The sequence below is a fragment of the Vibrio proteolyticus NBRC 13287 genome, from assembly GCF_000467125.1.
Classification (GTDB): Bacteria; Pseudomonadota; Gammaproteobacteria; order Enterobacterales; family Vibrionaceae; genus Vibrio; species Vibrio proteolyticus.
Map to the genome: position 1 here is coordinate 95,615 of NZ_BATJ01000018.1, position 18,236 is coordinate 113,850.

21 protein-coding genes and 1 pseudogene are annotated in these 18,236 nt (G+C 50.8%); 10 read left to right on the forward strand and 12 right to left on the reverse strand.

Annotated elements, in window-relative coordinates:
• Window positions 1-51: 51 nt before the first annotated feature.
• Window positions 52-285 (forward strand): annotated as a pseudogene (locus VPR01S_RS17220) (DUF3622 domain-containing protein); the annotation flags it as partial.
• A gap of 100 nt (window positions 286-385) precedes the next feature.
• Here VPR01S_RS17220 and VPR01S_RS17225 read toward each other — a convergent pair.
• From VPR01S_RS17225 to tsaA, 5 genes are all read right to left on the reverse strand, one after another.
• Complete coding sequence (locus VPR01S_RS17225; protein WP_021706648.1) at window positions 386-577, reverse strand: DUF4250 domain-containing protein; 192 nt, start codon at window positions 575-577, stop codon at window positions 386-388.
• Entirely contained in the window at window positions 577-783 is a 207-nt protein-coding gene (locus tag VPR01S_RS17230; protein WP_021706649.1) for a YaeP family protein, read from the reverse strand. Before VPR01S_RS17230 ends, VPR01S_RS17225 begins: the two co-directional genes overlap by 1 nt.
• Before the next feature lie 120 nt (window positions 784-903).
• Complete coding sequence (locus tag VPR01S_RS17235) at window positions 904-1,533, reverse strand: tellurite resistance TerB family protein (protein ID WP_021706650.1); 630 nt, start codon at window positions 1,531-1,533, stop codon at window positions 904-906.
• A gap of 115 nt (window positions 1,534-1,648) precedes the next feature.
• A complete protein-coding gene (locus VPR01S_RS17240) occupies window positions 1,649-3,364 on the reverse strand; it encodes a proline--tRNA ligase (RefSeq protein WP_021706651.1) in 1,716 nt (571 codons plus the stop codon).
• A gap of 111 nt (window positions 3,365-3,475) precedes the next feature.
• Window positions 3,476-4,171: a tRNA (N6-threonylcarbamoyladenosine(37)-N6)-methyltransferase TrmO gene (tsaA, locus tag VPR01S_RS17245; protein WP_021706652.1), complete on the reverse strand. Its 696-nt coding sequence runs from the start codon at window positions 4,169-4,171 to the stop codon at window positions 3,476-3,478.
• Between the two features lie 128 nt (window positions 4,172-4,299).
• Here tsaA and VPR01S_RS17250 point away from each other — a divergent pair, with 128 nt between their 5' ends.
• The 3 genes from VPR01S_RS17250 (at window position 4,300) to VPR01S_RS17255 (ending at window position 6,502) form a co-directional block, all read left to right on the forward strand.
• The gene (locus VPR01S_RS17250) at window positions 4,300-4,566 is read left to right on the forward strand and encodes a type B 50S ribosomal protein L31 (protein ID WP_021706653.1); all 267 of its coding nucleotides are present in this window, start codon (window positions 4,300-4,302) and stop codon (window positions 4,564-4,566) included.
• Window positions 4,563-4,688 carry a type B 50S ribosomal protein L36 gene (ykgO, locus tag VPR01S_RS22415; protein ID WP_021706654.1) on the forward strand — a complete coding sequence of 42 codons (126 nt, stop codon included), beginning with the start codon at window positions 4,563-4,565 and terminating at the stop codon, window positions 4,686-4,688. Before VPR01S_RS17250 ends, ykgO begins: the two co-directional genes overlap by 4 nt.
• 227 nt (window positions 4,689-4,915) lie before the next feature.
• Entirely contained in the window at window positions 4,916-6,502 is a 1,587-nt protein-coding gene (locus tag VPR01S_RS17255) for an AbgT family transporter (protein ID WP_021706655.1), read from the forward strand.
• A gap of 47 nt (window positions 6,503-6,549) precedes the next feature.
• Here VPR01S_RS17255 and VPR01S_RS17260 read toward each other — a convergent pair whose 3' ends face one another.
• Both VPR01S_RS17260 and VPR01S_RS17265 read right to left on the reverse strand, forming a co-directional pair.
• Window positions 6,550-6,996 carry a YaiI/YqxD family protein gene (locus tag VPR01S_RS17260; protein ID WP_021706656.1) on the reverse strand — a complete coding sequence of 149 codons (447 nt, stop codon included), beginning with the start codon at window positions 6,994-6,996 and terminating at the stop codon, window positions 6,550-6,552.
• A complete protein-coding gene (locus VPR01S_RS17265; RefSeq protein ID WP_021706657.1) occupies window positions 6,996-7,286 on the reverse strand; it encodes a hypothetical protein in 291 nt (96 codons plus the stop codon). The genes VPR01S_RS17260 and VPR01S_RS17265 overlap by 1 nt, the downstream gene beginning before the upstream one ends.
• A 782-nt stretch (window positions 7,287-8,068) precedes the next feature.
• Here VPR01S_RS17265 and VPR01S_RS17270 point away from each other — a divergent pair.
• Complete coding sequence (locus VPR01S_RS17270) at window positions 8,069-8,575, forward strand: GNAT family N-acetyltransferase (protein WP_040903016.1); 507 nt, start codon at window positions 8,069-8,071, stop codon at window positions 8,573-8,575.
• Here VPR01S_RS17270 and VPR01S_RS17275 read toward each other — a convergent pair.
• Together VPR01S_RS17275 and VPR01S_RS17280 are read right to left on the reverse strand one after the other, a co-directional pair.
• Entirely contained in the window at window positions 8,535-8,834 is a 300-nt protein-coding gene (locus tag VPR01S_RS17275) for a DUF3301 domain-containing protein (RefSeq protein WP_021706659.1), read from the reverse strand. The two genes, VPR01S_RS17270 and VPR01S_RS17275, sit on opposite strands and share 41 nt — an antisense overlap.
• A 1-nt stretch (window position 8,835) precedes the next feature.
• Window positions 8,836-9,873, reverse strand: coding sequence for a DUF3549 family protein (locus VPR01S_RS17280; protein WP_021706660.1), 1,038 nt, complete (start codon window positions 9,871-9,873; stop codon window positions 8,836-8,838).
• A 105-nt stretch (window positions 9,874-9,978) separates the two neighbouring features.
• Here VPR01S_RS17280 and VPR01S_RS17285 point away from each other — a divergent pair, with 105 nt between their 5' ends.
• Both VPR01S_RS17285 and truC read left to right on the forward strand, forming a co-directional pair.
• On the forward strand, window positions 9,979-10,293 hold the full coding sequence (locus tag VPR01S_RS17285; protein WP_021706661.1) for a YqcC family protein: 315 nt from the start codon (window positions 9,979-9,981) through the stop codon (window positions 10,291-10,293).
• Entirely contained in the window at window positions 10,293-11,018 is a 726-nt protein-coding gene (truC, locus tag VPR01S_RS17290; RefSeq protein ID WP_021706662.1) for a tRNA pseudouridine(65) synthase TruC, read from the forward strand. The genes VPR01S_RS17285 and truC overlap by 1 nt, the downstream gene beginning before the upstream one ends.
• Before the next feature lie 41 nt (window positions 11,019-11,059).
• Here truC and dxs read toward each other — a convergent pair whose 3' ends face one another.
• The 3 genes from dxs to xseB are packed head-to-tail and all read right to left on the reverse strand — an operon-like array spanning window position 11,060 to window position 14,115.
• Entirely contained in the window at window positions 11,060-12,925 is a 1,866-nt protein-coding gene (dxs, locus tag VPR01S_RS17295) for a 1-deoxy-D-xylulose-5-phosphate synthase (protein WP_021706663.1), read from the reverse strand.
• Between the two features lie 21 nt (window positions 12,926-12,946).
• Window positions 12,947-13,831 (reverse strand): (2E,6E)-farnesyl diphosphate synthase, encoded by an 885-nt coding sequence (gene ispA, locus VPR01S_RS17300; protein ID WP_021706664.1) that lies wholly within the window; start codon window positions 13,829-13,831, stop codon window positions 12,947-12,949.
• Window positions 13,832-13,872: 41 nt separating this feature from the next.
• Window positions 13,873-14,115, reverse strand: a complete 243-nt coding sequence (gene xseB, locus VPR01S_RS17305; RefSeq protein WP_021706665.1) for an exodeoxyribonuclease VII small subunit — start codon at window positions 14,113-14,115, stop codon at window positions 13,873-13,875.
• A gap of 322 nt (window positions 14,116-14,437) precedes the next feature.
• Between xseB and pomA the strand changes: the two genes are divergently transcribed.
• The 3 genes from pomA (at window position 14,438) to thiI (ending at window position 17,866) form a co-directional block, all read left to right on the forward strand.
• Entirely contained in the window at window positions 14,438-15,202 is a 765-nt protein-coding gene (pomA, locus tag VPR01S_RS17310; protein WP_021706666.1) for a flagellar motor protein PomA, read from the forward strand.
• 12 nt (window positions 15,203-15,214) lie between these two features.
• Window positions 15,215-16,156 (forward strand): flagellar motor protein MotB, encoded by a 942-nt coding sequence (locus VPR01S_RS17315; protein WP_021706667.1) that lies wholly within the window; start codon window positions 15,215-15,217, stop codon window positions 16,154-16,156.
• 261 nt (window positions 16,157-16,417) lie between these two features.
• On the forward strand, window positions 16,418-17,866 hold the full coding sequence (gene thiI / locus VPR01S_RS17320; RefSeq protein WP_040903017.1) for a tRNA uracil 4-sulfurtransferase ThiI: 1,449 nt from the start codon (window positions 16,418-16,420) through the stop codon (window positions 17,864-17,866).
• The last annotated feature ends 370 nt before the right edge of the window (window positions 17,867-18,236 follow it).

Sequence of the window (18,236 nt, forward strand, 5' to 3'; positions counted from 1 at the left end):
GTGGATGTCTCCTGCGGGGCTATGTCTACGTTATCCTTTAGGAAAATGACAATGTCGAAAAGTAAGAAATTTGCTGTCCGCGTGAGTGAAAAACGTGGTGGCTGGTGCGCTGAAATCACCCGTCAGGTGACGTCTCGTAAAACCGTTGTGTCTAAACGCGAAACCGGTTTTGAGACAGAAGCACAGGCTCAGGCCTGGGGCGAGCAGGAGCTGGCCGGGTTCATCAAGAACCAGACTGAGCGCAACGCACGCAAATCTGCCCAGCGTAAAGCGCGCAGCGCCGACTAACGCCAGTGACGCAGTACGATGCCATGATTGAGCATTGCACGAAACAAAAAAGGTTGACGAGTGATCGTCAACCTTTTGTTTTTCTGTCTCTGAGTGGTTATCGGAACTGACCCACTTCTGGCAAAAACTCAAAGCCTGCTTCAGCCAGTTTGGTTTCCAACTGCGTCTTATCAAGCTCAAAGTAGGCGACCAACTTATCTAAATCGCCCGCAAAATCATCGCGCAGTTTCATGTTGATGATGCTCATCAACATGACAGGATCCATAGTGGCAAAGTTACTCAGGTTCATCATTTATCCTCAAAGTCTGAAATCAGCAGATTGGCCGCGGCAAAGGCGGCTTTTTCACGGGTGTCCAGTGGCAGTGACTCATCCGCTGCAATCTCATTGAGTGCTTTCACCGCGCAACTGATGGCTTGAGGGATATAAGCCTGATCACCACTGCCGATCTGCGCATAAAGCTCGCGCACCATTTCGCAGCAACCGTATACTTGCATGTGTCGTCTTCCTATAAATGATAACTGCTCTCAAATATACACAGACGCGTTTTGAAATACAAAAGCAGAACTTGTCCTGGCGCAAGCCTAGGCTGGAAACGGTGAAAAATCCGCCTCAAATCAGCGGATTTGCTGCTCAAGCTGAGCGATCACATCCGGTTCAAGTCGCAGTTGTTTAGCCAGTTCTGCCAGATAGGCTTTTTCCATGAAGTTCTGTTCATCTGCCACGATCAACGAGGCGAGATAAATTTCACTGGCTTGTTGAGGAGATGTGGCGAGAGTTGCGATGTCGGTCGGATCAAGCGGTTTGTTGAGTTCAGCCTGAATCAGTTGGCGTGCTGACGGATCCGCGCCAAGACCTTTAAGCGTCTCTTCGATACGCGCCATTTCCTGCTCGTCGACATGACCGTCGGCTTTGGCTGCGGCTATCATCGCTTTGATGATCAGCTCATTATGGTGGTTGTCGTTCGCATCAAAAATTTCTTCCTGATCCGGGCCGGGCTGCTGTTTTTGCCAGTCATTATAGACTTTGTAAGCCAGTGCACCTAACGCTGCGGCCCCACCGACTTTAAGGGCGGTTTTGCCCATTTTTTTACTTTTCTTCGAACCCATCAGCAAACCGATGAGTCCGCCACCGACCGCGCCGGCGCCCAGCGTCGATAAACTTCCTGAGTTCTGTTTTATTTGCTGTTTTCCCTGACGCAGCATGTCGGAATTGAGTGCTTGATTGAGAAGATTTTTAAGATCCATAGGTCACCTCCTTGATGAATAAAGGCAGTGTAGTCGGAGAAAGCTGAACCGTGGATTAACAGGCATAAAAAAGGGCTGGCGATCAGCCAACCCTATGTTTGTACAACAGCGTTGTTTATTTCATCTGAGCGTTCAGGTGCTCAATGATGTCTGTCATTGCGACCGGTGTTTTCTCGCCGGTACGACGGTTTTTGTATTCGAAGTTGCCTTCATCCATGCTGCGATCGCCAATCACCACGGTGTGTGGAACACCGATCAGTTCAATGTCGGAGAACATCACACCCGGACGCTCTTTACGATCATCAAACAATACTTCGATGCCCATGGCAGTCAGTTCAGCATACAATTTTTCAGCGGCTTCCTGAACACGCTCAGACTTGTGCATATTCATCGGGACAATCGCAACCTGGAACGGTGCGATGGCGTCTGGCCAGATGATGCCGTATTTGTCGTGGTTTTGTTCGATTGCTGCAGCAACAACGCGCGATACACCGATGCCATAACAACCCATCTCCAGAATCACATTTTTACCATCTGGACCAAGTACACCACAGTTCATCTTCTCAGAGTAGTTTTTACCCAGTTGGAAGATATGACCTACTTCGATACCACGTTTCAGCTGAAGAGTTCCCTGGCCACATGGGCTCGGATCGCCTTCGACAACGTTACGCAGATCTTCCACTTGTCCCAGTTCGACATCACGGCCCCAGTTGATACCAAAGTAGTGTTTGTCATCAATGTTGGCGCCTGCGCCGAAATCACTCATGACCGCCACGGTGCGATCAACGATAAATGGCAGTGTCAGACCCACAGGACCCAGTGAGCCAGGACCGGCACCAATCAGCGCACGGATTTCTTCTTCCGTCGCCATCTCAAGAGGTGCTGCTACTTGAGGAAGGTTTTCTGCTTTCACTTCGTTGAGTTCGTGATCGCCACGGATGATCAGAGCGATGATGTCCGCGTCTACTTCATCAGATGCTTTAACGAATAGAGTTTTAACTGTCTTCTCGATCGGCAGATCAAATTGCTCTACTAGTTCAGCGATGGTTTTCGCGTTAGGCGTATCGACCAGCGTCATCTCTTGTGTTGGTGCCACTGCCGAATTGGCAGGGGCTAATGCTTCGGCTTTCTCAATGTTGGCTGCGTAGTCTGATTCTGTAGAGAAGGCGATCAGGTCTTCGCCACTTTCTGCCAGAACGTGGAACTCCTGTGAGCCGCTGCCACCGATTGCACCGCTGTCAGCCAGTACCGGACGGTAATCCAGCCCCATGCGGTCAAACGCGTTGCAGTAGGCGTCGTGCATCGCGTCGTAGGACTTCTGCAGGCCGTCTTTATCGATGTCGAAGCTGTAGGCATCCATCATCGAGAATTCACGTGCGCGCATCACACCAAAGCGAGGACGGCGCTCGTCACGGAATTTCGTCTGGATCTGGTACAGGTTCAAAGGCAGTTGTTTGTAAGAGCTGACTTCGTTACGTACCAGGCTGGTGATCACTTCTTCAGCGGTCGGGCTCAGTACAAACGGACGAACATGGCGGTCAGTAAAGCGAAGCAGTTCAGGTCCCATCTTTTCGCTGCGACCTGTCTCTTCCCAAAGTTCAAACGGTTGAACCACGGGCATCAGAGTTTCGATTGCACCCGCGTTGTCGATTTCTTGACGAACGATGTTTTCGACTTTACGCAGCACGCGCAGACCGGTAGGCAGCCAGGTGTACAAACCTGAAGCCAGCTTACGGATCATACCCGCACGTAGCATGAGCTGGTGGCTCACGACTTCTGCGTCGTTTGGAGTCTCCTTCAGAGTAGAAAGAAGATAGTTACTGGTACGCATTAAATTTATCCGTTTATCAAAGTTAGATACTCAAGCCTGAATGGGCAGGAGTATGGACGTCCCACGAAGAGAAATTTGTAAGCCGCCTATAATATCAGCCTATTGGCTTTGTCAAAAGCTTTCAATCGCGGTAACTGTTACTAAGTTAGCGCTTACTGAGAATTTTACGTTCAGATCGAACAAATTTACCGCATATTCTTTGCTGTCGGTGCGATTTTTTTTATACGCCGGGCGTGGATCCTGAGCCAGAACTTGTTCAATGACCAGGCGCTTTTGTGCGGCGTCATTCTGCTGCGTGAGGCTGTGTTCGGCCGAGGGCGAAAAGATCACCGTGGCACATTGTGGCGCCTCATCAGCATAACCGCCATGCGCATCTGAAATGGCATCGGAGTAGGGGATGTAAGGTTTGATGTCGACGATGGGGGTGCCATCGACCAGATCAACGCTGCCAAGTTGCAGGTAAACCTGATCACCCTGACGCGTGATGCCGCGCAGTTTCACCGCCGACATGCCGATGCCATTGGGACGAAATGTCGAGCGTGACGCAAACACGCCCACTCGTTCGTTGCCTCCCAGGCGCGGAGGGCGGACCGTGGGCTTCCAGCCTGCGTCAAGGTTTTGGTCAAACAGGAACAGCAGCCAGATATGGCTGAACTGCTCAATTCCCCGCACCGATTCAGGGCAGTTTGCTTCCCCCAACAGCCTGATCTGGGCGGAGGCGGCTGGTACCAGACGGGGTTGTCGTGGCACGGCAAATTTTTCTTTATACGGGCTTTCGATGACGCCTATTGGATCAATTGAATACATTTCCACGCTCATTGCGGCTTACTGGCGCACAAAAATACCATAAATTTTTCTTGCAATTGTTGTTGATAATGATTATTAATTGTTTTGTTATAACATAACAATTTAGTTTTTATGATCAGGAGAGAAAGATGCAAGCAGGCATTCATCCGCAATATCGAAAAGTGATCTTCCACGACACCAGCGTGGATCACTACTTTATCGTTGGTTCCACGTTGCAGACTGACCGGACGATTGAATGGAGTGATGGCAAAACGTACCCATATTTTACATTGGACGTGTCGTCAGAATCGCATCCGTTTTACACCGGTAAACAACGCGTGATTCAAAAAGAGGGGCGTGTAGCCAACTTCAACCGCCGATTTGCTCAATTTAGCGCTAATGGGGAAGAAAAATGAAAGTCCTCAAATCGTTACGTAGTGCCAAGCAACGCCACCCGGATTGTCAGGTGGTGAAACGTCGTGGCCGGTTGTTTGTTATCTGTAAATCTAACCCGAGATTCAAAGCCGTACAGAAGTAAAAAACTATTAATATAATTGATAGTTAACGATGACTAATAATTCTAATTAATGTTAATCTCATGGGTTAAAATGCTATTTATTTGTGCATTTGTCGTTATAAAATGTGGCATTAGTTACAGAATGTAACATTTTGGATTTCATTTTAACCTCCTTGTCGAGTACCCTGCGCAGGCTTTGTTGACAGTCTTGTCACATATGCGCAGGAATCACTACAAGGAGGGAACAGATGAGTTCATCTGCTTCAATTAATCAAAATGCACCGAAGAAATCGCTCTTTACGCGCTTTCTTGACTCGGTGGAATACTTGGGGAACCTGTTGCCCCACCCAATCACACTTTTCGCTATTTTCTGTGTTGCTATCCTGATTTCATCTGGGATCGCCGGCTATTTTGACGTGGCAGTCGCGGATCCGCGTCCAGAAGGTGCAGCGGGACGTGCGGCAGACGGTATGATCCGCGTTGTCAGCCTGCTGAATGCAGAAGGGCTGGAGCTGATCGTCACCAGTCTGGTGAAGAATTTTGTTGGCTTTGCGCCGCTTGGTACCGTGCTGGTTGCCATGCTCGGGGTTGCGATTGCTGAATACTCAGGTCTGTTATCGGCGGCGATGCGTGGTTTGGTAATGGGGGCGTCCAAACGCATGGTGACTGTGACGGTTGTGTTTGCTGGCATTGTCTCCAACACGGCGTCTGAGTTGGGTTACGTTGTTCTTATTCCATTAGCAGCGATGCTGTTCCACTCTTTAGGACGTCACCCTCTGGCGGGTCTTGCCGCCGCATTTGCTGGTGTATCCGGAGGTTATTCAGCCAACCTGCTGATTGGTACGGTCGACCCTCTGTTGTCTGGTATTACTGAAACGGCAGCGCAGATGATCGATCCGAATTACACCGTGGGTCCGGAAGTAAACTGGTACTTCATGTTTGTATCGACGTTCTTCATCGCTGGCATGGGCGCTTTCGTGACTGAAAAAATCGTTGAGCCAAAACTGGGTAAATACAGTGACGAAGAGGCATCAGAAGATCTGTCTCAGGATACCATGGGGAAACTGACCGACGTTGAGAAGAAAGGCCTGAAAATGGCGGGCGTCGCTGTTGTTCTGGTGTCTGCTCTTCTGGCCTGGACCATTGTGCCGGCAGACGGCATTCTGCGCTCTGATGCGGGTACGGTCGCAGGATCGCCATTCCTGAAGAGCATCGTGGCGTTCATCTTTGTGTTCTTTGCGATTCCGGGCTTTGTGTACGGTAAAGTCGTTGGCACGATGAAAACTGATCGCGATGTGATCAATGCGATGTCTAAGTCGATGTCGTCAATGGGAATGTACATCGTGCTGGTTTTCTTTGCGGCTCAATTTGTGGCGTTCTTCAAGTGGACAAACTTTGGTCAGGTCTTCGCGGTTGCGGGGGCAGATTTTCTGCAAAGCATCGGTCTGACTGGCCCAATGCTGTTCTTCGCCTTCATTCTGATGTGTGGTTTTATCAATCTGATGATTGGTTCGGCGTCAGCGCAGTGGGCGGTGACCGCTCCTATCTTCGTTCCAATGCTGATGCTGGTTGGCTATGCACCGGAAACCATTCAGGCGGCGTACCGGATCGGGGATTCCACCACCAACATCATCACGCCAATGATGAGTTACTTTGGTCTGATTCTGGCGGTGGCAACTCGCTACATGAAGAATCTCGGAATCGGTACCTTGATCGCGACCATGCTGCCTTACTCACTGTGCTTTATTGTCGGCTGGAGCGTACTGTTCTATCTGTGGGTATTTGTGTTCGGTTTGCCGGTTGGTCCTGGTGCGGCGACATACTACACGCCATAATCGTTCATAGTTCGATAAAAAGCCTGCGCTCTGCGCAGGTTTTTTGTTTATCGGTGTTTGGCCAGTATTCGGTCGAGGTGGTTGGCGAATTCGCGGCGCTCAGTTTGAGACAGCGCGGCCGGGCCTCCGGTTTGGATACCGCTGGCACGCATGGTGTCCATAAAATCGCGAATGTTCAGCCGCGCTTTGATGGTGTCTTTGGTGTACAACTCTCCCCGGGGGCTCAGCGCCAGCGCCCCTTTGCTGATCGCTTCGTCGGCCAGTGGAATATCGGCGGTGATCACCAGGTCGCCGCTGCTCAGACGGCGCACAATTTCGTTATCGGCCACATCAAAGCCACTGGATACTTGCAGCGCGCGGATGTTGTCGCGTCTGGGAACCGGGACCAAATGGTTGGCAACAAATGTACACTCTACGCCGGTGCGCTCTGCGGCGCGGAACAGTGTGTCACGAGTCACTTTCGGACACGCGTCGGCATCAACCCAAATCTGCATTACAGTTTCTCCGCCAACTTAGCTTCCAGCGTCTCCAGACGACGTGTCAGATCCTTAATCTGTTGCTCCAGGTGCGCGATCTTGTCTTGAGGTGGGGCACTGTCAGCGGCAATTTCGACTTTCGGTACACGTTGAGCGTGTTTCCAGCTACGAATGGTGGCAATCAGGGCTGGCATTGGCACAGGCGTTTTCAGCCGAGCTTTGACCAGCGCCACTGTTGGCTCTTTGCCTTGATTGTGCAGCGATTGCAGCACCGCTTCCAGCTCTTGGGTGATGTTTTGAGTGAGCATCATTTCTTCCTCTGATACAACTTTCGTCCATCATACTGGCAAACGCCAATCTAGGCGAATAGCAAATCCGGTAGCTGTGTGTAAGAGATCTCTCACACACGGTGTGAGAGAAGGCGATATTATAGTGGTTGAAATGGCCCTATTTCTATTTAACTTATTGTTTTTAAATGTCTTTCTCTTATTGTAATCCTTTTCATTAAAAAAACTTGTTGTACGGTGGATTGTTTAAATCGGCAGAAAGCGTAAATTTACAGGTGTCGGAAGGATACTGACACGGAACAGGAAATCGCCACGGATTTGGCCATCTTCAGGAAGAAGAGTTGATGATTCAGGATGGGGCATCAGCAGGAAGCGAAGGACTTTGTACGGACACAACAACTGACAGGATGTGAGTTGCAACGGAATGACAAAGGACAGCGTTAGGATAACGCAGGGACACCGCTCACGGAACAAGTGATGAGAGCTAACCAGGACAGTTAGCGTTCAGGATGAATAGGACACCGCTAGGAAGGCGAAGTAAGGAACGCTGAAGGATTCAGCCACTATTAAGGAAGATGCAAGGAGCATCATTAGTAGCCGGATTGCTGCGAGTTAAGACTATAGCCCTGATACGCAAGTATCAGGGCTTTTCTTTGATTGTTCACACAATTAATAAAAAATATAATAAGATCAAATAAATATAAATCCAGATCAATAAACGTCACTTCCGGTTGGTTTAATTTTTCGGCTTTCTCAGTGCATCTGTTTGCACGGGATTTGTTTGCTGTTATCAAGGATTAGATGTGACTATAGCCACACGAAGAACTTTGCTTCTTCCTTATAATGAGTCGTTACAGTCAGAATTTCTGATGCTCAATTGCTGCGCGAAAAATCGGGCGGAAATGAATGGTCCGCATACGGTCGCGTCTGCCAAACAGTTGTTTCAAAAGGTGCTTCATGATCCCAACTTGTACAGTATGGCGGTGTTGGACAACACCACACGCGAGTACATTGGTCACGTCTTTATTAGCAACCTGGACGGGGTGCCGGAGCTGGGCTTTATTTTCGATAAGCTGTATTGGGGGAAAGGCTTAGCCAGTGAAGCGTTGAAAGCGTTTTTCCCCAAAGCACTGCGTGAACGGCAGATTGAAAAGGTGATTGCCTCGGTCAATCTTCACCATGCGCCTTGTTTTAGGCTGCTACAGAAGCTGGGGTTCGTCATCCGAGAGGAAAAACAGGATGGATTTGGCCCTTATTATGAGCTCGAATTTACATCCGATGCGGTGGTAGATGAAAGTTCACTGGTCTGAAACCTACCATGGTCAGTTGGCCCTGGTAACAATCATCGCCCAGTGACGAAAACTCAAACAGATACACCGTATGCCAACGCCAGACTCCGCCTGGCGTTTTTAGTTTGTGGGCACCAAATGCGACACTCAGCAGTTGCAGATCGAGTTGTTCACACTTTCTGACGATCGCAGCTTTTGCCAGTTCGGCCTGGCGGCGTTGTTGCCAGAACAGAAAACACAGTAGCGTCAGGCCAAGTATCGCCAGTAAGTTGTGAATCATTTTACGCCTTCGTCGACTGTTGCAGATTAAATAGCGCCTGGGCCAGTTCCTGTGATGGACTGGCGTGGAGCAGCGGCAGTAATACCATCCGCAGTTCAGGGATCATGACCAGGTCAGCAAACAGCTGGTTGAACAGGGCTTGGTTGCCGGTCTGAGCCAGCCTGAGCAGAAAACGCTCTGCGGTGCCTGCATCCGCCAGCCAGTGCCAGGCTCGTCCGGCGATGCCAATCAGAATTTCCTGATGGCTCAGACGCGGACTGCTCAGTACTGCGTCAAGAACCGGCGCAGACAAAGTGCGATCGGCACCATTAAGAGCGCGCACCAGGGCGGATAACAGGAAGAGGTCTGGATCACTACTGTTGATTTGCGCCAGTGCCATTTCCTGCAGGCGCAAAGCCAGTTTTTCGGGTACCGGGCCATGTTCGAGCGCACCCAGCAAGGCATAGAGCGGTTCATTTGGTAACTGCGTGAGCGCTTTGCGTATTAACACCCCGTTTTGTTGCTGCTCAAGGCGAGCGCACAGATCGGTGATGCCCTGTAGGCCAACCGTCTGCCATTTTTCCCACCCCATTGCACCACTGAAATAGTGCTGTGCGTGTTCATAATACTGGCTGGTCGGCAAATCGAGCTGCGCACGCAGTTGGCTGTGAAATACCGCCATCTTGTCTTCAGAAGGCTTAAAAGTGTATGGGTTGTTGGCCAGTTTCTGTTGTTGCTCTTCGCTCATTTCCTGGCTCAGACGCGTGCCCATCGCTTCTATGACGTATTTGAGGAAGTTGCCAATCTCGGCTTGATTGAGTAGCCCACGCTCATCCAATTCGAATTTAAGAAACCAGATCCACGGTTGCTTCTCTGTATTCCAATACGCAATCGCCAGATGGGCTTTACGCTGGAGTGGGTACGGATAAGGATGCTGGCCCTGTTCGACACTGGTAAACAGTTTTGGGGCAATCGGGGTGATCCGACGGCCGAGGTCAAAAATCTTATACTGACAGCCGCTGTTTTCCAGCAATTGAGTCAGGGTATGAATGGTGTCCATGAATCGGTACTTCCTGAGAAACTTTCCCTAATAGATGGTATCCTGTCGGCCATTTTCAAGGTCAATTACCGAAATAATGCGGTAAAGGGTGCGATAACCTTCTTTATGTCACGAACTCTACAACTTCACTGCGTACTGCAACAACTCGAAGCAGAATTACGCCGCTGTCAGTTATGGCAGTCTCAGCCGCCGTCGGCTCAGGCTCTGAGCAGTCAAGAGCCGTTTGCGATTGATACGCTGGCACCTCATGAATGGCTGCAATGGGTGTTTATGCCACGCATGCTGGCCCTTATCGAGGCTGAAGCGCCATTACCACGGGGATTCGCGCTGACGCCTTATTTTGAAGAGGTGTGGAAAGACACGCCTTCGCATCAACCTTTGCTGGTGCTGGTGATGGACATCGATCGGGTGTGTGCGTGATGCTGGAAATTATTTATCAGGACGAGCATCTGGTGGCGGTCAACAAACCTGCGGGTATGCTGGTTCATCGCAGTTGGCTGGACAAACACGAAACCCAGTTTGTAATGCAGACTCTGCGAGATCAGTTAGGTCAGCATGTCTTTCCGTTGCACCGCCTTGATCGGCCAACGTCGGGCGTGTTGGTGTTTGCGCTGTCGAGTGAAGTGGCCGCTAAGATGATGCCAATGTTTGCCAACCATGAAATGGAGAAAACGTATCATGCGGTGGTGCGTGGCTGGATAGAGCAGGGGGATGTACTGGATTACCCGCTGAAAGTGGAGCTCGATAAGATTGCTGACAAATTTGCCCGTGAGGACAAAGAAGCTCAACCGGCGGTCACGGCGTATCAACCGCTGGATAAAGTTGAAGTGCCTTATTCAACCGGACGTTTTCCAACCAGTCGCTATTGTTTGCTGGAGATGAAACCGACGACTGGCCGAAAACATCAGCTTCGGCGACACATGCATCATCTTAGCCACCCCATCATTGGCGATACCACGCACGGTGATGGCAAGCACAACCGTTTGTTTCGTGAGCACTACGATTGCCATCGTTTGCTGTTACATGCGTCGGAGCTGCGCTTCGTGCATCCTTTCCGTGGTGAGGTGCTGATTTTGCGCGCCGGGTTCGATGATGTCTGGCAGAGGCTGTTTCGCGAATTTGACTGGCCGCCGCCAAAGCGCTGAACCTCATCCAGTAAAAAGCCCTCTTGCGAGGGCTTAACGTTTTATTTATCCAGATAAGTCTGAATGGCTTGCTCTATGCCCGCGGCATCCAGCCCCAGCTCAGCATGCAGTTCTTCCTGCGTGCCCTGGGCGATGAATTTGTCCGGCAAGCCCAGGTTAAGTACTGGTTTAAGGCGTTTTTCCTGCATCAGAAACTCCAGTACACTGGCTCCCGCGCCACCGGCAATGGCATTTTCTTCCAAGGTCACCAGAACGTCGTGGTCTGCTGCAAGTTGGCGAATCAGCGCTTCATCCAGAGGTTTCACAAAACGCATGTCTGCGACAGTGGCGTTGAGCGCTTCGGCGGCTTGCAGTGCGTTGGGCATTAACGCACCGAAGTTAAGGATGGCCACTTTCTCACCCTGGCGTACTATGCGGCCTTTGCCGATTTCTAGTGCGGTGAACTCTGGATTGATATCGGCGCCGATGCCACTGCCACGCGGATAGCGCACCGCGCTTGGTCCTTGATGTTGATGGCCGGTATACAGCATTTGGCGGCATTCGTTTTCATCACTTGGTGCCATAATGACCATGTTTGGAATGCAGCGCATGTAACTGAGATCGAACGCTCCCTGGTGCGTTTGGCCGTCTGCGCCAACCAGACCGGCGCGGTCGATGGCAAACATGACTGGCAAGTTCATGATCGCGACATCGTGAATCAACTGGTCGTAGCCACGCTGCAGGAAGGTAGAGTAGATCGCCACAATCGGATGATTACCGGCGATCGCCATGCCTGTCGCTAATGTGACGGCATGTTGCTCCGCAATGGCGACATCAAAGTATTGCTCCGGATATTCTTTGGAGAACCGAACCATACCAGAGCCTTCGCGCATGGCGGGGGTGATCGCCATCAGCTTTGGATCCTGAGCGGCCATATCACACAAGAAATCGCCGAAAATGTTTGAGTAACTAGGTTTGCCACCTTTACTTTTTGGCAGGCTGTCGTGACTTGGATCGAATTTAGGCACGGCGTGGTAGCCAATGGGATCTTTTTCTGCCTGCTCATAGCCTTTGCCTTTCTTGGTCATGATATGCAGGAACTGCGGACCTTTCAGCTCGCGCATGTTCCGGAGTGTTTTGACCAGTTCCAGCACATCGTGGCCGTCGACCGGACCGATGTAGTTAAACCCCAATTCTTCGAACAGCGTACCCGGCACGACCATGCCTTTAAGGTGCTCTTCGGTGCGACGCACCAGTTCTTTGATCGGTGGTACCCCAGACAGCACTTTCTTACCGCCTTCACGGATAGAGGTGTACAGACTGCCAGACAGCAGTTGAGCCAGATGGTTGTTGAGTGCCCCAACATTCTCTGAAATCGACATTTCGTTGTCGTTGAGGATCACCAGCATGTCCGGGTGGACATCACCGGCGTGGTTCATGGCTTCAAACGCCATTCCTGCGGTGATGGCGCCGTCGCCAATCACACTGACGGTTTTGCGGTCTTTGCCTTCTTTGCCGGCACTGATGGCCATACCAAGGGCGGCACTGATCGAGGTTGAGGAGTGACCGACCGATAAGGTGTCGTATTCACTTTCTCCACGCCACGGAAACGGGTGCAGGCCGTCTTTCTGGCGGATTGTCGGCATACGGTCACGACGTCCGGTTAAAATCTTATGCGGATAAGCCTGATGACCTACGTCCCAGATCAATTGATCAAATGGGGTTTGATAGACGTAGTGCAGGGCGACGGTCAGTTCGACAGTGCCCAGACCTGAAGCCAGATGTCCGCTCGACTGGCTGACCGAGTTGAGCAGATAGGTACGTAATTCTTCACACAGCTTCGGCAGCGTATCTTTCGGCAGGCTGCGCAGTTCATCTGGCGTATTTACCAGGGCCAGTGTGGGATACTTTGAAATATCAAGAGTCATTATAAATGCGCGCTTATAGTGTTAATTTTTGCGCTCGATGACGTATCGGGCGAACTCTTCGAGTAACTCTGTATTGTAAGGGATTGCTTCCAAAGCCGCGAGGGCTTCCTCTAACAGAGCATGAGCTTTATTTATAGCACCTTCCAGCCCCAGCAGCGCGGGGTAGGTGCTCTTATTGAGTTGTTGATCAGAACCCTGGGGTTTTCCCAGCGTTGCGGTGTCACTGATGATGTCTAAAATGTCGTCCTGCACCTGAAAAGCCAGACCAACAGCATCGGCGTAGCTGTCCAACTGCGGCAACACGGCCAGGCCTTGAGGGCCTGCCGCCAACGCGCCAAGACGAATTGCACACTTCATCAGGGCTCCGGTTTTGTTGCGGTGAATGGCTTCCAGCTCTTCCAGCCCGACCTGACGGTTTTCGGCCGCCAAATCCAGCGCTTGTCCGAGGCACATGCCATTGGCACCGGATGCCTGAGCCAGCACCTGCACCATGGCAATGCGGTTGCTTTCGGCGCGTGAGGCGATCGGACCTTCAGCCAGAATGGAAAACGCCAGTGTTTGCAGGGCATCGCCAGTCAGAATGGCGGTCGCTTCATCGAATTTAATGTGGCAAGTGGGATGGCCGCGACGCAGCTCGTCATCGTCCATGGCTGGCAGATCATCGTGGATCAGGGAATAGGCGTGGATACATTCGACCGCACTGGCGGGTGTGTCCAGATCGTGCGGCTCACAGCCAAGCATTTGGCCGGTCGCATAAACCAAAAATGGGCGCGCACGTTTGCCGCCCAAGGTTAAACCGTAGCGCATGGCTTCGATCAGTGGTTGCTCCTGATGAGGTAACTGATCCAGCCACGCATTCAGTTGTTGATTGTTTCTTTCCTGATAGGCTGTTAGCGCCTCAATCATAGCGTGCTCTTCTTAAATCAATCTTATGTCTGGCTGCAGGGTTATTCTGCCGGGATGTCAAATTCGCTCAGAGGCGCCTGGTCATCATTGCTGAGAAGAATGCTGACGCGTTGCTCAGCTTCCGTCAGTTTGGTTTGACCCGCGCGAGCCAGGGCAATGCCGCGCTCAAATTTTTTCAGCGCTTCATCCAGCGCAAGATCGCCGTTTTCCAGTTGCTCAACCAGCGTGTCGAGCTCCTCGATGGTTGCCTCAAAGGACATGTTTTCAGGTTTCTTGCTTGCCATAGTTTTTTTCGCTTGAGAAGGATGGACGAAAGTTACCTTAGGGCGTGGGGATGGTCAAATTTAACCGGGTAAATTTGTCACAAAAGTTGAATTCCCGCGCCGATTTGGACAAATCCTAACAAGAGCTGTGAGCTGGATTCGGGATGCAGGTTTTAAACTGGAAAAGTCACGCAGAAAATCGTTTATTTAACTCTGAGAGAGAAAATAGTTAAAGATCTCATCTTATTGCCGATAAAATGAGTAATCTCGGAATTTCACCTGCCAGCCCGGTTATCTGCCGGCTGTTTCTGACTGGCAGGATATACTGCATGAGGAGTGCTTTGTGGATTTAGCTACGCTGATTGGACTGCTGGGTGGCTTGGCGTTCGTGGTCATGGCCATGGTGCTGGGCGGCAGTATCATGATGTTCGTCGATATTACTTCGATCCTGATCGTGGTGGGTGGTTCCACATTTGTAGTATTGATGAAATTCACGCTGGGACAGTTTTTTTCTGCGGCCAAAATTGCTGGTAAAGCATTTGCGTTCAAAGCGGACCAACCGGAAGAGCTGATTGCCAAAGTTGTTGAAATGGCAGACGCAGCGCGTAAAGGGGGATTTCTGGCGCTCGAAGAGATGGAGATCAGTAACAGCTTCATGCAAAAAGGGATCGATTTGCTGGTGGACGGCCACGATGCTGATGTGGTCCGGGCCGCATTGCAAAAAGACATCGCCTTGACTGACGAACGTCATGAACAGGGCTCCGGTGTGTTTAAAGCGTTTGGTGATGTAGCACCGGCGATGGGAATGATTGGTACGCTGATCGGTCTGGTGGCGATGTTGTCGAACATGGATGACCCGAAAGCGATCGGTCCGGCGATGGCGGTGGCCTTGTTGACAACGTTGTACGGTGCGATTCTGGCGAACATGATTTTCTTCCCGATTGCCGACAAACTGTCGCTGCGTCGTGAACAGGAGAAACTTAACCGTCGCCTGATCATGGATGGCGTACTGGCGATTCAGGATGGCCAGAATCCACGGGTAATAGACAGTTATCTGAAAAATTACCTCAACGAAGGCAAACGCAATCTCGATATCGACAACGAGTAACAGGATCTGTCTATGGAAGAGCAAAAATGTAAATGTCCGCCTCCCGGCTTGCCGCCGTGGATGGGGACGTTTGCCGACCTGATGGCTCTGTTGATGTGTTTCTTTGTACTGTTGCTGTCGTTTTCTGAAATGGATGTACTCAAGTTCAAACAGATTGCCGGTTCCATGAAGTTTGCCTTCGGGGTACAAAACCGCCTTGAGGTCAAAGACATCCCAAAAGGCACCAGCATCATTGCTCAGGAGTTCCGTCCGGGGCGTCCTGAACCGACACCCATTGATGTCATCATGCAGCAGACGATTGATATCACTCAGCAAACCCTGGATTTCCATGAAGGGGAGTCGGATCGTGCTGGTGGTACTCAGCGCGATAAAGGAAAACTGACGGGGGGGAAATCGCCTGAGTCATCGACCAAAGACAACCAGAACGCTGAGTCGGAAATGGAACAGCAGCAGTCTGAAGCCATGGCCGAAGAACTGGAAACGTTGGAAGAAAGCATCAAGAAAGCGCTCGAGCGAGAAATCGATCAGGGCGCGGTTGAAGTGGAAAACCTCGGCCAGCAGTTGGTGATTCGTATTCGGGAAAAAGGCGCGTTTCCGGAAGGGTCTGCGTTCCTTCAGCCAAAATTTCGGCCTCTGATCCGTCAGGTGGCGGAATTGGTTAAAGACGTCCCGGGTATCGTGCGTATCTCTGGTCACACCGATAATCAGCCGATTGATTCGGAGTTGTATCGCTCTAACTGGGATCTGTCGTCACAGCGTGCGGTGTCGGTTGCTCAGGAGATGGAAAAAGTGCACGGCTTCCCGCATCAGCGTTTACGTGTACGCGGAATGGCGGACACTCAGCCGCTCGGGCCGAACGATACCGAGGCGCAGCGTGCGAGAAACCGGCGGGTGGAAATCAGCATCATGCAGGGTGAGCCTATGTTTAGTGATGAGATCCCCACGATCAAATAACGCAAGGTCAACACCGCAAAAAGACGAGCGCCACGCTCGTCTTTTTTGTGTCTGAGAACGCCTGATATTGGCTGGTTGAGCGGAGTACAGCTTAGCCGTGGATTGATGTCGGCCTGACAGATAATTCCGGTCGGCGCTCGCATCTTCTGGACGGTGGGTATATAATCTCGCGCCTTTATAAAGTTGCACAAAGCTGTACTAGGCTTACAGGTACAGTTGGTGCGTCGTTGATGATTGCGAACTAAAGCTGCGAACAGAATTATGAAATTTATTGTAAAGCCCCATCCAGAGATTTTTGTTAAAAGCGAATCGGTGCGTAAGCGCTTCACAAAGATTCTAGAATGCAACATTCGCAACATCGTTAAGGCGCGCACTGAGTCGGTTGCGGTATTCAACCGTCGTGACCACATTGAAGTGACCTCCGAGAGCTCTCAGTACCATGCGGAAGTGCTGGAGATCCTGACGCACACGCCGGGCATCCACCATGTTCTGGAAGTGCAGCAATCCGATTTTACCGATTTGCATGACATCTATGAGCAGGTGTTGGCGCTGAGTCGTCCACTGATCGAAGGTAAGACTTTCGTGGTGCGGGCGAAGCGTCGTGGTAAGCACGACTTCACCTCCATCGAGCTTGAGCGCTATGTTGGCGGTGGCCTCAACCAGGCAGTAGAAAGTGCCAGTGTGAAACTGCACAATCCGGATGTGACGGTAAAAGTGGAAGTCGCTGGCGACAAGCTGAACCAGGTACTGGCACGGTACAAAGGCTTGGGTGGTTTCCCGTTGGGGACTCAGGAAGATGTGCTGAGCCTGATTTCGGGCGGTTTCGACTCTGGTGTATCCAGTTACCTGCACATCAAGCGTGGCTCTAAAGTACACTACTGTTTCTTCAACCTTGGCGGACCGGCGCACGAGATTGGCGTGAAGCAGGTGTCTCATTACTTGTGGAACAAGTACGGCTCATCGGCCAAAGTGCGTTTCATCTCGGTCGATTTTGAACCCGTTGTTGCTGAAATTCTGGAAAAAGTGGATGACGGCCAGATGGGGGTTATCCTCAAACGGATGTTTATGCGGGCGGCTGGCATGATTGCGGAGAAATTCGGCATTCAGGCTCTGGTTACCGGTGAAGCGCTGGGACAGGTATCGAGTCAGACGCTGACCAACTTGCGCCATATTGATGGGGTGACGGATTCTCTGATCCTGCGTCCGCTGATCAACTGGGACAAAGAAGACATCATTAATCTGGCCCGTAATATCGGCACTGAAGATTTTGCTAAGACGATGCCTGAGTATTGTGGGGTGATTTCGAAGAAACCGACGGTGAAAGCGGTGAAAGCGAAACTGGAAGCGGAAGAAGAGAAATTTGACTTCAGTATTCTGGAGCAGGTTGTGCGTGATGCCCGTCAGATGGACATTCGCGATATCGCCAAAGAATCAGAGCAGGCGGCACCGGAAGTCGAGCAGGTTCAGGCGGTCGAAGAGCATGCCATCGTGCTGGATATCCGTAGCCCGGATGAAGAAGACGAAAACCCACTGGAAATCAGTGGCGTTGAAGTGAAACACCTACCGTTTTACAAGCTGGGCACTCAGTTTGGTGATTTGGATCAGTCCAAAACTTATCTGCTGTACTGTGATCGCGGCGTGATGAGTCGTCTTCAGGCGTTGTACCTGCAAGAGCAAGGGTTTAGTAATGTGAAAGTGTACCGCCCTTAATCTGCATCATTAAATGATTAAAAAGCGCAAATCGTTGATTCGGTTTGCGCTTTTTTTGTGTCACACTTATCCCGCTCCGATTGTCTGCTGCCAAGATGCAAATTCGAGGGATAAAAAAACACCGCCATAAGGCGGTGCTAAAAAATTTGACAGACAGGTCAAAAAATAAATACAGGAAGTATATGTTTTGCCTCTGGGATAAGTGAGACAAAACAATGGTAGAAACCTACCTAACTCGAAAAACGAGTTTGCAAACACAACATCGCAACAACTAAGCCAATTGATTCCAAAGAGAATCAAGCCGTTCAGGCTAGCGTTGCGGGGTGAAATATAGAATTTCTCTGGCCGGGAGACAATGGACAAATTATAA

What these genes read in the sequence shown, in the direction of transcription:
- xseB (WP_021706665.1), bottom strand. Translation starts at nt 14,115, where the DNA reads ATGGCAAGCAAGAAACCTGAAAACATGTCCTTTGAGGCAACCATCGAG.
- VPR01S_RS17235 (WP_021706650.1), bottom strand. Translation starts at nt 1,533, where the DNA reads ATGGATCTTAAAAATCTTCTCAATCAAGCACTCAATTCCGACATGCTG.
- VPR01S_RS17260 (WP_021706656.1), bottom strand. Translation starts at nt 6,996, where the DNA reads ATGCAGATTTGGGTTGATGCCGACGCGTGTCCGAAAGTGACTCGTGAC.
- VPR01S_RS17280 (WP_021706660.1), bottom strand. Translation starts at nt 9,873, where the DNA reads ATGGACACCATTCATACCCTGACTCAATTGCTGGAAAACAGCGGCTGT.
- VPR01S_RS17265 (WP_021706657.1), bottom strand. Translation starts at nt 7,286, where the DNA reads ATGCTCACTCAAAACATCACCCAAGAGCTGGAAGCGGTGCTGCAATCG.
- VPR01S_RS17250 (WP_021706653.1), top strand. Translation starts at nt 4,300, where the DNA reads ATGCAAGCAGGCATTCATCCGCAATATCGAAAAGTGATCTTCCACGAC.
- VPR01S_RS17225 (WP_021706648.1), bottom strand. Translation starts at nt 577, where the DNA reads ATGAACCTGAGTAACTTTGCCACTATGGATCCTGTCATGTTGATGAGC.
- VPR01S_RS17315 (WP_021706667.1), top strand. Translation starts at nt 15,215, where the DNA reads ATGGAAGAGCAAAAATGTAAATGTCCGCCTCCCGGCTTGCCGCCGTGG.
- truC (WP_021706662.1), top strand. Translation starts at nt 10,293, where the DNA reads ATGCTGGAAATTATTTATCAGGACGAGCATCTGGTGGCGGTCAACAAA.
- VPR01S_RS17255 (WP_021706655.1), top strand. Translation starts at nt 4,916, where the DNA reads ATGAGTTCATCTGCTTCAATTAATCAAAATGCACCGAAGAAATCGCTC.
- ykgO (WP_021706654.1), top strand. Translation starts at nt 4,563, where the DNA reads ATGAAAGTCCTCAAATCGTTACGTAGTGCCAAGCAACGCCACCCGGAT.
- VPR01S_RS17240 (WP_021706651.1), bottom strand. Translation starts at nt 3,364, where the DNA reads ATGCGTACCAGTAACTATCTTCTTTCTACTCTGAAGGAGACTCCAAAC.
- dxs (WP_021706663.1), bottom strand. Translation starts at nt 12,925, where the DNA reads ATGACTCTTGATATTTCAAAGTATCCCACACTGGCCCTGGTAAATACG.
- VPR01S_RS17285 (WP_021706661.1), top strand. Translation starts at nt 9,979, where the DNA reads ATGTCACGAACTCTACAACTTCACTGCGTACTGCAACAACTCGAAGCA.
- VPR01S_RS17230 (WP_021706649.1), bottom strand. Translation starts at nt 783, where the DNA reads ATGCAAGTATACGGTTGCTGCGAAATGGTGCGCGAGCTTTATGCGCAG.
- thiI (WP_040903017.1), top strand. Translation starts at nt 16,418, where the DNA reads ATGAAATTTATTGTAAAGCCCCATCCAGAGATTTTTGTTAAAAGCGAA.
- ispA (WP_021706664.1), bottom strand. Translation starts at nt 13,831, where the DNA reads ATGATTGAGGCGCTAACAGCCTATCAGGAAAGAAACAATCAACAACTG.
- VPR01S_RS17275 (WP_021706659.1), bottom strand. Translation starts at nt 8,834, where the DNA reads ATGATTCACAACTTACTGGCGATACTTGGCCTGACGCTACTGTGTTTT.
- tsaA (WP_021706652.1), bottom strand. Translation starts at nt 4,171, where the DNA reads ATGTATTCAATTGATCCAATAGGCGTCATCGAAAGCCCGTATAAAGAA.